This window comes from Streptomyces sp. NPDC014882, from assembly GCF_043081325.1.
GTDB lineage: Bacteria > Actinomycetota > Actinomycetes > Streptomycetales > Streptomycetaceae > Streptomyces.
In genome coordinates, this window is record NZ_JBIBWL010000005.1 from 17174 (window position 1) to 32662 (window position 15489).

The 15489-nt window shown below is 73.6% G+C and carries 14 protein-coding genes; 5 read left to right on the plus strand and 9 right to left on the minus strand.

The window, feature by feature from the left end; translation table 11 throughout:
• Positions 1-40: 40 nt before the first annotated feature.
• From pstA to ACF09K_RS13690, 9 genes are all read right to left on the minus strand, one after another.
• Positions 41-1102, minus strand: coding sequence for a phosphate ABC transporter permease PstA (gene pstA, locus ACF09K_RS13650; protein ID WP_392243242.1), 1062 nt, complete (start codon positions 1100-1102; stop codon positions 41-43).
• Positions 1099-2109: a phosphate ABC transporter permease subunit PstC gene (gene pstC, locus ACF09K_RS13655; protein WP_392243244.1), complete on the minus strand. Its 1011-nt coding sequence runs from the start codon at positions 2107-2109 to the stop codon at positions 1099-1101. The genes pstA and pstC overlap by 4 nt, the downstream gene beginning before the upstream one ends.
• A gap of 136 nt (positions 2110-2245) precedes the next feature.
• Positions 2246-3382 carry a phosphate ABC transporter substrate-binding protein PstS gene (pstS, locus tag ACF09K_RS13660; RefSeq protein WP_392243245.1) on the minus strand — a complete coding sequence of 379 codons (1137 nt, stop codon included), beginning with the start codon at positions 3380-3382 and terminating at the stop codon, positions 2246-2248.
• A gap of 407 nt (positions 3383-3789) precedes the next feature.
• Complete coding sequence (locus ACF09K_RS13665) at positions 3790-4224, minus strand: NUDIX hydrolase (protein ID WP_392243247.1); 435 nt, start codon at positions 4222-4224, stop codon at positions 3790-3792.
• A gap of 38 nt (positions 4225-4262) precedes the next feature.
• Entirely contained in the window at positions 4263-5399 is a 1137-nt protein-coding gene (locus tag ACF09K_RS13670; RefSeq protein WP_392243249.1) for a CHAD domain-containing protein, read from the minus strand.
• Complete coding sequence (locus ACF09K_RS13675) at positions 5380-7737, minus strand: RNA degradosome polyphosphate kinase (protein WP_392243251.1); 2358 nt, start codon at positions 7735-7737, stop codon at positions 5380-5382. Before ACF09K_RS13675 ends, ACF09K_RS13670 begins: the two co-directional genes overlap by 20 nt.
• 351 nt (positions 7738-8088) lie before the next feature.
• Entirely contained in the window at positions 8089-9090 is a 1002-nt protein-coding gene (locus ACF09K_RS13680) for an ABC transporter permease (protein ID WP_392243252.1), read from the minus strand.
• Positions 9087-9983, minus strand: a complete 897-nt coding sequence (locus tag ACF09K_RS13685) for an ABC transporter ATP-binding protein (RefSeq protein WP_392243253.1) — start codon at positions 9981-9983, stop codon at positions 9087-9089. Before ACF09K_RS13685 ends, ACF09K_RS13680 begins: the two co-directional genes overlap by 4 nt.
• On the minus strand, positions 9980-10510 hold the full coding sequence (locus tag ACF09K_RS13690) for a GntR family transcriptional regulator (RefSeq protein ID WP_392243255.1): 531 nt from the start codon (positions 10508-10510) through the stop codon (positions 9980-9982). Before ACF09K_RS13690 ends, ACF09K_RS13685 begins: the two co-directional genes overlap by 4 nt.
• Before the next feature lie 269 nt (positions 10511-10779).
• Between ACF09K_RS13690 and ACF09K_RS13695 the strand changes: the two genes are divergently transcribed.
• The 5 genes from ACF09K_RS13695 (at position 10780) to ACF09K_RS13715 (ending at position 15487) form a co-directional block, all read left to right on the plus strand.
• Positions 10780-11328 (plus strand): RNA polymerase sigma factor, encoded by a 549-nt coding sequence (locus tag ACF09K_RS13695; protein WP_392243257.1) that lies wholly within the window; start codon positions 10780-10782, stop codon positions 11326-11328.
• Between the two features lie 67 nt (positions 11329-11395).
• A complete protein-coding gene (locus ACF09K_RS13700; RefSeq protein ID WP_392243259.1) occupies positions 11396-12238 on the plus strand; it encodes a zf-HC2 domain-containing protein in 843 nt (280 codons plus the stop codon).
• Between the two features lie 59 nt (positions 12239-12297).
• A complete protein-coding gene (locus ACF09K_RS13705) occupies positions 12298-13167 on the plus strand; it encodes an ABC transporter ATP-binding protein (RefSeq protein ID WP_392243260.1) in 870 nt (289 codons plus the stop codon).
• Positions 13164-14717 (plus strand): ABC transporter permease, encoded by a 1554-nt coding sequence (locus ACF09K_RS13710; RefSeq protein ID WP_392243261.1) that lies wholly within the window; start codon positions 13164-13166, stop codon positions 14715-14717. The genes ACF09K_RS13705 and ACF09K_RS13710 overlap by 4 nt, the downstream gene beginning before the upstream one ends.
• On the plus strand, positions 14705-15487 hold the full coding sequence (locus ACF09K_RS13715; RefSeq protein WP_392243263.1) for an ABC transporter: 783 nt from the start codon (positions 14705-14707) through the stop codon (positions 15485-15487). Before ACF09K_RS13710 ends, ACF09K_RS13715 begins: the two co-directional genes overlap by 13 nt.
• The last annotated feature ends 2 nt before the right edge of the window (positions 15488-15489 follow it).

Sequence of the window (15489 nt, forward strand, 5' to 3'; positions counted from 1 at the left end):
GTCGCTGGGGTCCCGCGCGGCGGCAGCCGCGGAGCGGTGCTCAGCGACCGGTCTTCGGGGCCTTCCAGCGGGCGATGCCGCGAGCCACCAGGTTGAGGATCATCACGAAGGCGATCAGCGTGAGCGATGCCGCCCAGGCACGGTCGTACGCCGGCTGCGAACCGGCGCTCTGCGCGTACTGCTGGTAGATGTACAGCGGCAGCGACGCCTGCGCACCCTCGAAGGGGTTCGCGTTGATGAACGGGTTGCCGAAGACGAGGAGGAGGACGGGGGCGGTCTCACCCGCGATGCGGGCCACGGAGAGCATGACGCCCGTGATGATGCCGCCGATGGAGGTCGGGACGACCACCTTCAGGATCGTGCGCCACTTGGGGACGCCCAGCGCGAGGGAGGCCTCGCGCAGCTCGTTGGGGACGAGCTTGAGCATCTCCTCCGTCGAGCGTACGACGACCGGCATCATCAGGATCGCCAGGGCCAGCGAGCCCGCGAAGCCGAAGGGCTGCATGTCGAACATCAGCATGAGGCTGAGGATGAACAGGCCCGCGACGATCGACGGGATGCCCGTCATGACGTCCACGAAGAAGGTGACGGCGCGGGCGAGGTTGCCGCGCCCGTACTCCACCAGGTAGATCGCGGTGAGGATGCCGATCGGGGCGCCGATCAGGGTGGCGAGGCCGACCTGCTCCAGGCTGCCGAGGATGGCGTGGTAGATGCCGCCGCCGGCCTCGGAGTCGGCGACGACGCCCATCGAGTGGGTCAGGAAGTAGACGTCCAGGACCTTGGTGCCGCGCTCCACGGTCGCCCAGATCAGCGAGGCGAGCGGCACGACGGCGATCAGGAAGGCGACCCAGACGAGGGCGGTGGCGATGCGGTCCTTGGCCTGGCGGCGGCCCTCGACGCGGGCGGCGATGCCGTAGGTGGCCAGGAGGAAGAGGAGACCGGCGATCAGGCCCCACTGGACGCGGCTGTCGAGGCCCCCGGCCAGGCCGATGACCACGGCCAGCGCGATCGAACCGCCGGCGATGGCCCACGGGGACCACTTCGGCAGGCTGGCGCCGCGCAGCGTGCTGGGGCGCTTGTCGTTGACGACGGCGTGGCTCATGCGTTGGCCCCCGAGTACTCCTTGCGGCGGGCGATGATCGCGCGGGCCGCGCCGTTGACCAGCAGCGTGATGACGAACAGGACGAGGCCGGAGGCGATGAGCGCGTCCCGGCCGAACTCGTTCGCCTCGTTGAACTTGCTGGCGATGTTCTGGGCGAAGGTGCCGCCGCCCGGGTTGAGCAGGCTGGCGTGGATGTCGAAGTCGGGGGAGAGGACCGTGGCGACGGCCATCGTCTCGCCGAGGGCGCGGCCGAGGCCGAGCATCGACGCGGAGATCACACCGGAGCGTCCGAACGGCAGCACGGACATCCGCACGACCTCCCAGCGCGTGGCGCCGAGGGCCAGGGCGGCCTCCTCGTGCATCTGCGGGACCTGGCGGAAGACCTCGCGGCTGACGTTGGTGACGATCGGCAGGATCATGATCGCCAGCAGGATGCCGACGGTGAGCATCGAGCGCGGGGCGCCCTTGTCCCACGAGAAGATCCCCGTCCAGCCCAGGTACTCGTCCAGCCAGCTGAAGAGGCCGTTCATGTGCGGGACGAGGATCAGGGCGCCCCACAGGCCGTACACGATGGACGGCACGGCGGCGAGCAGGTCGATCACGTACGAGATCGGGCTGCGCAGCTTGCGCGGGGCGTAGTGGGTCAGGAACAGCGCGATGGCGACGGCGATCGGGACCGCGAGGACCATGGCGACGATCGAGGAGACCACCGTGCCGAAGGCGAGGACGGCGATGCCGAACTCCGGCGGCACCAGGCTGGTGTTCCACTCGAAGGCGGTGAGGAAGTTCGCTTCGTCCTCGCTGATGGCCAGCGAGGCCCGGTACGTGAGGAAGATCGCGATGGCGGCCATGATCGCGAGCAGCAGGATGCCCGACCCGCGGGAGAGACCGAGGAAGATCCGGTCACCGGGTCGGGTGGCGCCGCGCGCCGCGCGCTTCTGCTCGGCCGTGGCCGGCGGGGCCGTGGGTGGAGGTGCTTCGTCTGTCTTCTGCATCGATATGTCCATGGGGTTCTCCGGTCTGCGGAGCCGCTCGTGGGTGGGCGGCTCGGGCGGGGCCGGGTGTGCGTGCGGCCCCTGGCGGCGGTGCACCGGACGGTGCGGTCCGGGCCGGGTGGACCCCGGCCCGGACCGCACCTTCAGATCAGCTCAGGCCCTCGACGGTGGTGCGGACCTTGGTGATGATGGAGTCGGGGATCGGCGCGTAGTCGATGCCCGAGAGGATGCCCTGGCCCTGCTCGCTGGCCAGGTACCGCAGGAAGGCCTTGGTGGCCGGCAGGGTGTCGGCCTTGTTGCCCTTGTCGCAGACGATCTCGTACGTCACCAGGGTGATCGGGTACGCGCCCTCGGCCTTGGAGGTGTAGTCGATCTTCAGCGCCAGGTCGTTGCCCGTGCCGACGACCTTGGCGGCCGCGACGGCCTTGGTGGCGCCGTCGGAGGAGGCCTTGACCGGAGCGGCGGCGCCCGTGTTCAGGGCGACGGTGCCGAGACCGTCCTTGGCGTACGACAGCTCCATGTAGCCGATGGCGCCGTTGGTCTGCTTGACGCCCTGCGCGACACCGGAGGAGCCGGACGCGGACTGGCCGCCCTTGGCCTGCCAGGCCTTGCCGCCCTCGTACTTCCAGTCGTTCGGGGCGGCGGCGATCAGGTACTTGGTGAAGTTGTCCGTGGTGCCGGACTCGTCCGAGCGGTGGTACGGCTGGATCTGGAGGTCGGGGAGCTTCGCGCCGGGGTTCAGCTTCGCGATGGCCGCGTCGTTCCAGTTCTTGATCTTGCCGTCGAAGATCTTCGCCAGGGTCGGCGCGTCCAGGACGAGGTTCTCGACACCGGAGAGGTTGTACGCGACGGCGATCGGGCCGGCCACCATCGGCAGGTCGATGCCCTGGCCGCCGGTGCAGACCTTCTTGGAGGCGGTGACCTCTTCGGGCTTCAGCGCGGAGTCGGAGCCGGCGAAGGCGACCGTGCCCTGCGTGAACGCGGTGATGCCGGCGCCGGAGCCGGAGCCCTTGTAGTTGACCTGGACGCCGTTGCAGGCCTGGGTGAAGTTCTTGACCCAGGCGTCGATCGCGTTCTTCTGCGCCGAGGAGCCGTCGGCGAGGAGCTGGCCCTTGGCGTCGTCGCACTTGATGTCACCGGCGCCCGCGGCGGCGGAGCTGCTCTTGCCGCCGTCGCTGCTCTTGGAGCCGGTGTCGTCGGAGCCGCACGCCGTGAGGGCCAGGGCGCCGGAGACGGCGAGAGCACCGAGGGTGAGGGCCCGCCGGTTCATGCGCTGAAGCTTCACTTGAGGGAGATCCTTCCGAGAGCCGCCGTCCTGAATCCGGCGGCGTGCGAAGACTGGGCGGTACGAGCGCTTCCCTGGGGCCGCGCACCGCACCGGGTAAGGCCGAAATTAGGCAGAACAGGTGAAGCCGCCTACGGGGCCGAATGAACGGGAGGTGAACCCCTGAGGGCGGTGCGGTTAGGTCACGGAAAGCTCACGCCGAGGACACAGGGTGATTCCGGCCGGGTGCGGCCGCCGTCCCGTGCCGGGTGCCACGCCTGTGTCGTACCGGGTGGGGCTCGGGTCCTGTGTCGTGCCGGGCGTGGCGCGGTCCCTGCGCCGTCCCTGGCAGGGCGTGGCCCGGTCCCGTCCCGTACCGGGCGGGGGCCGCGCCCGGCGCGGGCCGGAGCGGTGTGCCGGGGCCGGAGCTATGCCAGGCGCAGGGCGGTGAGGAGCGCGTCCACGAGGGCGCGGTCCCTCGGTTCCGTGAGGCGGGCGCGGGCGGCCGCCGGGGGCAGCCACAGCACCCGGTCCACCTCGTCGTTCGGCGTGAAACGGCCGGCACCGGCCTCGGCCGCCCAGTAGCGGACCTCCTTCGGGCGGCCCTGGGCCAGGTAGCGGGCCGTGGGCAGCCGGGGCCCCGGGTGCGCCGCGTGGCCGGTCTCCTCGGCCACCTCGCGGACGGCGCACACCAGCCAGTCCTCGCCCTGCTTGAGCTTTCCCTTGGGGTGCGACCAGTCGTCGTACTTCGGTCGGTGGACCAGGCATACCTCCAGCTCACCGCCGAACGGCGACCGCCGCCACAGGACGCAGCCGGCCGCCCGCACCGGAACCTCTTCGGACGTGCCGTCGGGATGGCTCACCGGTCACCGCCTCCTGGACGAACGGGGTCCTCGCGGGCTCACGACGTGGTCGTGCCCACGGTCTGCTTCTGCCACGCATGCCGGAAGGCGTACCGGGCGGCCTCCACCTCGTGCCGCTGGTCCGCGTGCAGCACGCCCAGCGCGTACGCCGTCGCCGGGGCGATGCGGGGCGTCCGGGCCGCCTGGGCCGCCGCGGCCGCCGCCTCCGAGGCGTCGCGGTGGCGGTCGAGGGCCTGGCCGGCCGGGAGCAGCCGGCCGTCGTCGCCGTACGGGCCGTCGTCGCCGTGCAGGACCTCCAGGGCGTAGCGGTGCAGGCGCAGCAGGAGGCGGACCTGGTGCCAGGGCGCGTCCTGCGGGTGCGGGGACGGGTCCGGGGACAGGCCGTGGATCAGCGCCTCCGCGTTGTACGGATGGCCCGCTGTCACCAGGGGCAGCGCGGCCACCGCGTCCGCGAGGCGTTCCTCGGCCGCGGCGGCCAGCGGGCGCGGGTCGGCGGTGGCGGCGTGCGGGGTGAGGGGCACCTCGCTGGCCAGGACGGCGACCTTGTCCGCGACGGCGTGGAAGCGGGAGGAACCGAGGGCCTGGAGGGCGGTGGAGTGGGCCCGGGTGCGGGCGAGGGTGAGCTGGCGGTCCAGGAGGGCGCCCGCCTTGGCCGCGCCCACGGTCAGATTGCCGCGGTCGGGGGCGGTGTTCGCCGCCCCCGGCGCGGCTGCCTTGCGGGAGCCGGCCACGGACACGGCCGTTCCGCCGGCAGCGCCCGTCGCCGTCCCCGGCGCCTGGGCCGGTATCACCGTCGCCCCCGACAGCCGTTGCAGCGCGAGCAGCAGCCGCTCCAGGCGGGACGCGCAGGCGTGCTCCAGGGCCAGCGTGCCCGACACCCAGGCCAGTTCGGGGCGTATCTCCTCCGACCAGCCGGGGTCGAGCAGCGGGCGGAAGGTGTGCAGGCTGCCGCTGATCCGGCGGGCCGAGCGGCGCAGGGCGCGCGCCGGGTCGACGGCGTCCGCCGTGCCGCCGCCCGAGCCGTTCTGCCCGCCGCCGGTCTCCCGGTGCAGGCGCAGTGCGCGCAGGAACTCGGTGGCCTGGCCCCGGAGATAGCCGGCCAGGGCCTCCCCGGTCACGGGTGGGGCGACGTGCCCGGCCGTGGAATCCGTCAGGTCATGGTGTCGCGGTGCCACGCCGGCGCCTCCGGGCGTCTATGAGCATCTCCTGGACGTTGCGCAGGGGCTGGCCGTCCGTGTCGGTCGCGTGCCGTGTCCACTCGCCGTCCGGGCCGAGGTGCCAGGACGCGGTGGCGTCCGACATGCCGGTCTCCAGGAGCCGGTTCAGGGCCGCCCGGTGGGCCGGGTCGACGACCCTGACCAGGGCTTCGATACGGCGGTCGAGGTTGCGGTGCATCATGTCGGCGCTGCCGATCCACACCTCGGGCTCGCCGCCGTTGCCGAACCCGAACACCCGGGAGTGCTCCAGGAAGCGGCCGAGGATCGAACGGACCCGGATGTTCTCCGACAGGCCCGGCACGCCCGGCCGCACGGCGCAGATGCCGCGCACCCAGACGTCGACCGGGACACCGGCCTGGGACGCCCGGTAGAGGGCGTCGATGATCGCCTCGTCCACCATCGAGTTGACCTTGATGCGGACGTGGGCGGGGCGTCCGGCGCGGTGGTGCTGGACCTCCTTGTCGATGCGCGAGATCAGGCCGTCGCGCAGGGACTTGGGGGCGACCAGCAGCCGGCGGTAGGTCTCGCGGCGGGAGTAGCCGGAGAGCCGGTTGAAGAGGTCGGAGAGGTCCGCGCCGACCTGGGGGTCGGCGGTGAGCAGGCCGAGGTCCTCGTACAGCCGGGCCGTCTTCGGATGGTAGTTGCCGGTGCCGACGTGGCTGTAGCGCCGCAGCGTCTCGCCCTCCTGGCGGACCACCAGGGACAGCTTGCAGTGGGTCTTCAGGCCGACGAGGCCGTAGACGACGTGGCAGCCGGCCTCCTCCAGCTTGCGCGCCCACTTGATGTTGGCGTGCTCGTCGAAGCGGGCCTTGATCTCGACCAGCACCAGGACCTGCTTGCCGGACTCGGCGGCGTCGATGAGCGCGTCGACTATCGGGGAGTCGCCGGAGGTCCGGTACAGGGTCTGCTTGATGGCGAGGACGTCCGGGTCGGCGGCCGCCTGCTCCAGGAAGGCCTGGACGGAGGTCGAGAAGCTGTCGTACGGGTGGTGCAGCAGCACGTCCCGGTTGCGCAGGGCCGCGAAGATGTCGGGCGCGGACGCCGACTCGACCTCGGCCAGGTCGCGGTGGACGCCCGCGATGAACTTTCGGTACTTCAGCTCGGGCCGGTCCAGGCCGTGGATGCGGAACAGGCCGGTGAGGTCCAGGGGGCCCGGCAGCGGGTACACCTCGGCCTCGCCGATCTTCAGCTCGCGCACCAGCAGGTCGAGCACCTCGCGGTCGATGGACTCCTCGACCTCCAGGCGCACCGGCGGTCCGAAGCGGCGCCGCATGAGTTCCTTCTCCAGGGCCTGGAGGAGGTTCTCGGCGTCGTCCTCCTCGACCTCGAGGTCCTCGTTGCGGGTGAGGCGGAAGGCGTGGCTCTCCAGCACCTCCATGCCCGGGAACAGCTCCTCCAGGTGGGCGGCGATGACGTCCTCGACGGGGACGTACCGGCCCGGGGAGCACTCCAGGAAGCGGGACAGCAGCGGCGGCACCTTCACGCGCGCGAAGTGCTTGTGCCCGCTGACCGGGTTGCGCACGATCACCGCGAGGTTCAGGGAGAGACCCGAGATGTACGGGAAGGGGTGCGCCGGGTCGACCGCCAGGGGCGTCAGGACGGGGAAGATCTGGTGCCGGAACAGCGTGAACAGGCGGGCCTGCTCCTTCTCCGTCAGTTCGCTCCAGCGGACCAGGTGGATGCCCTCCTCCGCGAGTGCGGGGGCGACGTCCTCGTGGTAGCAGGCGGCGTGCCGGGCCATCAGCTCGCGGGAGCGGGCCCAGATCATCTCCAGCACCTCGCGCGGCTGGAGGCCGGAGGCGGAGCGGGTGGCCACGCCGGTGGCGATGCGCCGCTTGAGTCCGGCCACCCGGACCATGAAGAACTCGTCCAGGTTGCTCGCGAAGATGGCGAGGAAGTTGGCCCGCTCGAGCAGGGGCGTGTTCGGGTCCTCGGCGAGTTCCAGGACCCGCTCGTTGAACGCCAGCCAGCTGCGCTCCCGGTCGAGGAAGCGGCCCTGCGGCAGCTGGGGCCCGTCGTACGGCGACTCCTCGTACCCGTCGAGGTCGGCGTCGATGTCGGGTTCCAGATCGGATACCGCGGCGGCCACCGTGTGCGGGCGGTGCGCGGCTATGGAGCCCACGGAGGGCTGCTCGTGCTGGACCTTGGCCTGGGCGTTCGACTGGCTCATGGATCCATTCTTCCGCGCCGACGGCGAGACAGGCGCGTCGGATCGTGCGCGGGGGAGCGCGGCGGCGTTCCCGTCGAGGAGTCTGTCCTCGGGGGGCGGCGAGGGCTCGGGCACGGCGGGGTTCATTGGCCGAGCGTCGCAAGGTCGTCTGAACCGATGGTTACGGAGACATGGCGTGCGGGATATCGGGCGGCGGCTCGCGGGGGTGGGGCGGGGGAGTGAGGAGGGGAGCGAGGCGGGGGTGGGGCTGGGAGCGAGGGCGGGGAGTGAGGCGGGAGCGAGAGTGGCGAGCAGGGCGGGGCGGGCGGGATCAGGCCGTCGGCGGTGCGGGTGGCCGGTTCGGCGGTTGCTTCCCGTACCACCGGGGTGGCCGGCTCCCGTGGGGTTCCGGGCGGCCCCTGCGACGTCGGGCCCTGTACGTCGTTCCCCCTGGTGGAGGGACGTGCAGGGCCCGTGGCGGCGGAGGTGCCGGGCGGGTCAGGCCGTGCGGCGGCGCAGGAGGCGGAAGGACACGGCGCCGGCCGCGGCGGCGACGGCCAGGAGGAGAACGGTCGTGGTCAGCTGGAGGGGCCAGTAGTGGGACTCGGGGTGGTACTCCGTGAAGAACCCGGTGGCGTCGAGCCTGGCGTACACCTCGGTGCAGTCCTTGACGAACGACGGTCCGCAGCCCGGATCGGCGAGGTGCGCGCCGTCCGCGGTGACCAGGCCCGAGTCGACCGCGACGCCCGCCGTCACGTAACCGGTGTCGAGGCCGGTGACGCGCGTGACGGGCGGCCACAGGTACGGCATGACCAGGTCGGCCGCGAACCTCAGGACGAGGGTGAAGCCCAGCGCGGTGACCAGCGCGGGCAGCGTACGGCGCCACAGCAGGCCCGCGAGGACGCCGGCGGCGAGGCCCGCCAGGGCGAGGGCGACCGTGGTGGGGCCGTTCGCGTGCAGGGTGGGGGAGTCGTACCAGCTCTTGGACGTGTCGATGCGGTGCCGGTTCGCCGACCAGGCCAGGCGGTGCAGCACCACCAGCAGGCCGGTGCCGGCGGTGACCAGGGCCGCGGGCGCGGCGATCTTGGCGGCCAGCCAGCGGGTCGGGGAGAGGCCCGTCGTCCAGGCGAGGTGGGCGGTGCCGCTCTCCAGCTCACGGCCGACGAGGGCGGCGCCGGCCCAGGCCGCGACGAGGAAGGGCAGCGCATTCACGGCGAACGTCGTGTACGTGTACACGTCCCGGTACCGGACGATCGCGTCCTGGTCGTAGCCGCACGGTCCGTCGCCGACGCATGCCCGGTACTGCCGCCAGCCGTCGGCGGCCGCGTCACCGAGCGGGCCCCACAGCGCGAGCAGGGCGAGGGCCAGGACGGCGACGAGACCGGTCCACACGGCCAGCCCGGGGCGGTGCAGGCGCAGCAGCCACGGCAGCACACGGGGCGCCGGTGCGGGGTGCGCGGTGGCGGCCGGGGGCGGGGCGGGGGTGGCGGTGGCGCTCATACGGCGGGCTCCGGGTGGGCGGGGGCGAGGGGGGCCGCTCCGGGGTTGCGGAGGTAGGCGAGGACGAGGTCCTCCAGGGACGGCGCGGTGGGGCGCCAGCCGGCGGCGAGCGGACCCGAGGGGCGCAGGAGGGCGGTGAACTGGCGGCCGGTCACGCGGGACTCGACGATCGTGTGCGCGGCGAGGGCGCCGGCCTCCGCGGACGGGGCGGGCGCGCTCACGCGCGCGTGTGCGGCCAGCAGGTCGTCGATCTCGCCGGCCAGGCGGACCCGGCCGCCCCCGATCAGCAGCAGGTGGTCGCAGGAGTCCTCCAGTTCGGCGACCACGTGCGAGGACATCACGATCGTGGTGCCGTGCTGGGCGGCCTGTGCCATCAGGGTGCCCATCAGTTCGTGCCGGGCCAGCGGGTCGAGGTCGGCCATCGGCTCGTCCAGGAGGAGCAGTTCCGGCCGCTTGCCGAGCGCCAGGGCGAGCGCGACACGGGTGCGCTGGCCGCCGGAGAGGGTGCGGATGCGGGCCCCGGGGTCCAGTCCGCCCGCGGAGACGACGCGCTCGGCGGCGGCGGCGTCCCAGCGCGCCGGGTTGAGGTCGGCGCCCGACAGCAGCGTCTCGGCGACCGTGAGCTGCGGGTACAGCGGCTTGTCCTGGGCGACGTGACCGACACGCGCGCGTGCGGACGCCGGGTCCGTGCCGAGGACCGTGACCGATCCCTCGGAGGGTGCCAGCAGGCCGGCGGCGAGAGCGAGGAGCGTGGACTTGCCCGCGCCGTTGGGGCCGACGAGGGCGCAGACGCGCCCGGTGGGCAGCCGGAACGCGCAGTCGCGCAGCGCCCAGTCGCCGCGCCGGCCGAAGCGTTTGCCGAGCGCGGTCGCCGCCATGGCGGTGTCGGTCATGAAGGGTCCCCCTGGGAGTGTTCGCGGTGGGTGGCGGGGCCGGTGCGGCCGGGGCCACCGGTGGTGTCGGTGCGGTCGGTGCGGTCGGTGCGGTCGGTTGGGTCGGTGCGGTCGGCACCGGGCTGTCCGGGGGCCTCCGTCCGCCCGCGGCCGTCCGTGAAGTGCTCGTCCAGTACGGCGGTGAAGAGCGCGCTCACGTCGTCCCGGTCGAGGCCGGCCTCGCGGGCCCGGTCCGCCCACTCGTCCAGCTCGGTACGCAGGGGCGAGTCGGCGGGGGCGGTGCTCAGTCCGCGCCGGACGAAGGTGCCCAGGCCGCGCCGGGCCTCGACGAGTCCGTCGCGCTCCAGTTCGCGGTAGGCCTTCAGGACGGTGTTGGGGTTGATGGCGGTGGCCTCGACCACCTCGCGGGCCGTCGGCAGCTTGTCGCCGGGGCGCAGCATGCCGAGGCGGAGGGCCTGTTTCGTCTGCTGGACGATCTGGACGTAGGTGGCCACGCCGCTGTGCCGGTCGATGCGGTATTCCACCACTCGACAACCACCCTTTCACTAATTAAGTAGTGAAAGGGTGGTGCAAGGTTCCGAGCATGTCAAGCGGAGCCCGTGGGCCGGTGGGGGACGCGCGGAGAGAAGCGAGGTGAGGAGGGAGGCGAGAAGCGAGGTGAGGAGGGAGGCGAGAAGCGAGGTGAGGAGGTGGGCGAGGAGGGAGGCGGGAGGAGGGGGGAAGGGCTGGGCGCCGGGCGAAAAAAATCGGGTGCCGGATCGTGAACCGATCGGCGGGGCTCGTCCGATGAGGGGATGTGAGCGAAACGAGAAGCGACGGGGATCTGCTGCGGGCCATCGCGGCGGACGGTGACCGTCACGCCTTCGAGGAGCTGTACCGGCGATACGCGCCGTGGCTGACCGCGCGCATGCGCGGCCGCTGCGCCGACGCCGCGATAGTCGACGACGTCGTCCAGGAGACGTTCCTCGCGGTGTGGCGCGGCACCGCCCGCTTCCACGAGGGCCACTCCGAGGACGCGGCCGGCTGGCTGTGGCGCATCGGTGCCCGCCGCCTCGTCGACGCCGTGCGCGGTGACGGCGCGCGGGGGCGGCTGCGCCAGGCCCTGGCCCGGCTGCGCCACCGCGACGAGGCCTCCGCGGAGGAGCGGGTGCTCGCGGGAGTGGAGCACGGGGATCTCTCCGGGGCCCTCACCCGCCTCTCCCCGGAGCTGCGGGCGGTCCTCCAGGCCACCGTCATCGACGGGCTCACCACCCGGGAGGCCGCCGTCCTGCTCGGCATCCCCGCGGGCACGGTCAAGACGCGGGCCCAGCGGGCCCGCAAGCAACTGCGGGAGGCGCTGGCATGAGGCGGCACGTGACGGAAGGGTGCCCGCGCGGACGCGCGGAGGCCGACAGACTGAAGGAGGCCCTGGCATGACGTGGCACGTACCGGAGGAGGACCTGCGCGCCTACGCGCGGGGCGAGCTGGTGGCACCCCTGGTGTGGTCCGCCGACACGCATCTCGCGGGCTGCGCGCGGTGCCGGTCCCGCCTGGCGGGGGCGGTCGACCCGGTCGCGCTGGACGCCGGCTGGGAGCGGCTGGACGCCGAGCTGGACGCGCCGCGGCCGGGCCCGGTCGAGCGGCTGCTGGTGCGGCTCGGCGCGGCCGACCACACCGCCCGGCTGCTGACGGCCACCCCGGTGCTGCGCCGGTCGTGGCTGCTGGCCGTGGCGTCCCTGCTGGTCATGACCGTGCTGGCGGTCCACCTGGTGGACCGGCCCGCGCTGTTCCTCGCCCTCGCCCCGCTGCTTCCGCTCGGCGGGGTCGCCCTCTCGTACGGACCGGCCCTCGACCCGGCGTACGAGATGGCCGTCGTCGCCCCGATGCACGGCTTCCGCCTGCTGATGATCCGGACGGTCGCGGTGCTGACCGCGGGCTTCGTCTTCAACGGTCTGGCCACCCTCGCCCTGCCGGAGTACGGGCTGCTGGCCCTGGCCTGGCTGCTGCCCGCGCTCGCCCTGACCGCGACCGGACTGGCGCTGACCCCCCGGCTCGGTCCGGTCCTCGCACCCGCCCTGGTGGGAGGGGCCTGGCTGACGCTGCTGGTGGTGGCGCAGTCGCAGGCGCACTCCTCCGCCACGCTCGTGCCCTTCACGGCGGCCGGGCAGTCGGCCGCGGCGGCCGTCGCGGCTCTCGCCGCCGTGCTGCTCCACCAGATCCGGGACCGCTTCGACACGCGTCCCGTGGGCGGCTTCCCGGACGGCGGCGCCGTATGACGCCCGCGCCTGCTCCCGTGCCCGCCCCCGCCCACCGACCGGAATCCCAGGAGTCCCGCATGACCACCCCGCCCACCACCGTGACGGCCACCGGCCTGTCCCTGCGCTACGGCGGCACCCACGCCCTGGACGGCGTCTCGCTGCGCCTGACGCGGGGCGTGACCGGCCTGCTCGGCCCCAACGGCGCGGGAAAGACCACCCTGTTGCGGGTGCTGGCCACGGCGGTGCCGCCGGACCGGGGCGAGTTCACCGCCCTGGGCCACGACCCCGGCACGTCGGCCGGCCGCCTGGCCCTGCGTCGCACGCTCGGCTACCTGCCGCAGACGCCCGGCTTCCACCCCGACTTCACGGCCTTCGAGTTCGTCGACTACGTGGCGATCCTGAAGGAGCTGACCGACCGCGCCGCCCGGCTCCGCGAGGTGCGGCGCGTGCTGGACGCCGTCGACCTCGCCGACGTGCGGGGCAAGCGGATCAAGCGGCTGTCCGGCGGCATGCGGCAGCGCGTCGCGCTGGCCGCCGCGCTCGTCGGCGACCCCGGCTTCCTCGTCCTGGACGAGCCGACCGTCGGCCTCGACCCCGAGCAGCGCATGCGCTTCCGCGGGCTGATCGCCGAGGCCGGTGAGGAGCGCACGGTCCTGCTGTCCACCCACCAGACCGAGGACGTGGCGATGCTCTGCCACCGGGTCGTGGTCCTCGCCCGGGGCCGCGTCCGCTTCGAGGGCACCCCGGCGGAGCTGACCGCCCGCGCGGCCGGCCGGGTCTGGAGCAGCTCGGAACGGGACCCGGCCGCCCTGGCCGGCTGGCGCACCGGCACCGGTTCCTTCCGCAACGTCGGAGACCCGCCGCAGGGCGCCGACCTCCTCGAACCCACCCTGGAGGACGGCTATCTGCTCGCCCTCGACAGCGACGACCGGACGGTGACCGCATGAGCACCACGATCACGACGGCGCGGGAATCCGCCCCCACGCTCCCCGAGCCCCCGGGGCCCGGCCGCCGGACCGGCGCCGTGCTCGCCCTGGCCCGCTTCGAGGCCCGCGAACTCCTCCTCCAGGTCCCGATACTGGTCTTCCTGTTCCTCTACGTCGGCCTCACCACCGCACGGCTGATGTTCCAGGACGGCATGAGCGACTACCCCGTCCTCAACACGGTCGACCGCGACACCCAGACGTCCCCCCTGCTCCTCGCCGTCGCCCTGCTCGTCTGCACCAACGCCGCCGCCCTGCGCTCGCGCAAGCACGGCACGGTCGAGCAGTTCGACGTCATGGCGATGGAGCCCTGGCGGCGCGTCCTCGCGCACCTCCTGTCCGCGGTGCCGTTCGCGGCGCTCACCGCGGTCGTCGTCGGGGCCGGGTTCACCCGGGAGGCGCTGAAGCCCGGCGCGATCGGCCACGGCTCCGTCGCCGAACTGGCGGTGGGGCCGCTGGTCGTCCTGATGGCGGGGGTCACCGGTGTCCTGCTGGCACGGCTCGTGCCCACGTCCTTCGCCCCCATGATCTTCGTGGTCGCCGTGTATCTGCTCATGGTCCTCGCCACCGACGCCACCGAGTCGCACGAGCCGGGGGTGGGCTGGTTCTCCCCCATGGTCTTCTCCGGGATCTCCGGCGGCGATCCGGTCCCCAGCGACCTCCTCGGCCGCCCGGCCGCCTGGCACGCGTTCTACCTGCTGGGCCTGTGCGCCGTGCCGGCCTGCGCGGCCCTGCTGCTGGCCGGCGGCCGTACCCGCGCGGTCAAGGCGGCGACCGCCCTCGCCCTCGCGGTCACCGCGGCCGGCGCGGTCGGTCAGTTCCCGCGTGACACCGACGCCCTGGAGGCGGCGCGCAGGACGGCGTCCACGTCCCCGCAGAAGGTCCAGTCGTGCACGGAGCACGGCGGGTCGACCTACTGCTCCTTCCCCGAGTGGAAGGGGGTGCGGGACGACTGGGCGGCGGTCGTCGACCGGATCCGGTCCGCGGCCGGCGGCAGCGCGGCGACGGCACCCCTGACGGTCCGCCAGCGCATCGACACCAGCGGCGGCATCGAGGCCGACTCCGCGCTGACCTCCTCCACCACCCCGGGCCAGGTGACGGTCGGCACCCGCTGGGGCGGCAACCGCGTCCCCGAGTTCGCGGTGGGGGCGGCCACCGTCCTCGTGGCGGGCACGGAGGACGCCACCACCCGGAACATGTGCGACGCCCGCGCGGTGACGATCATGTGGCTGGTGCTGGGCACCGACCCCACCCCGAGCGCCACGTTCGCGGACGTGCGGCTGGACGACAGCACCACCGGCTCGGGCCTTGTCCTGGCCCCTACGAACGGACTGAGCCTGTCGGCCCACCAGACGGAGGTCATCGGTGAACTGCTCGCCCGGCCCCGGGCCGAGATCACCGCGCGGGTCAAGGCGCACTGGTCGGAACTGACGTCCGCGCGGACCTCGACGGCCGAGGCGGCGAAGCTGCTGGGCGTGGCGGCTCCGCGGGGGGTGGAGTCATGCGGCGAATAGGAGACGCGACCGGGGCGGGAAGCCCCACCCCGGGCAACTCGGGTGACTCCGTCCCCGGCCACGACCCGGCACCGCCCGCCGGCCGCGGCCCGACCCGCCGGCTCCGCACCCTGTTCAGGTCCCTCGCCCCGCCGGTGTGGCGGTCCCTGCCTTGGGCGGCGTTGACCGCGACGGCCGGTTCGGGACTGCTGTTCGCGGCGAGTACGCGGCTGCCGGACCAGGCGCCGGGGGCGGACTGGGGACTGGTGGTGCTGCGGCTGACCGCGCTGACCGGCGGGGTGGGCCTGGCCTTCCTGCTCGACGACCCGGCCCGGCACACCACCGCGGCCAGCCCGCTCGGCCGTCCCCTCCGCGCCGGCCTGCGCCTGGCGATGGTCCTGCCGCTGACGGCCCTGTGGTGGACGGCGGTCCTGCTGGCGCTGCCCGGGCCGACCCGCCCGCCCCTGGGCCCCGTCACCCTGGAGGCCCTCGCCACGGCCGCCTCCGCCCTCGCCCTGGCGGCTGCCGCCGTGCGCTTCACGGACGGTGCGCGGGTGGGGAAGAGGACGGCCGCACGGCTCGGCGCGCTGGCGGCGGTGGCGGTGCTCGTCCCGGCACGGTGGGGACTGCTGACCCTGCCGGGTGACCGCTGGTGGGAGGAGACCCACGTGCGGTGGGCGGTGCTCCTCGTGCTGACGCTGGTGTCGACGGCGCTGTGCACCCCCGAACCGCTCAGACGCCCTCGGGTGCGCCTCGGTCTCCCCGTCGGCACCCCCGTCGGGCGGGAGTGAGG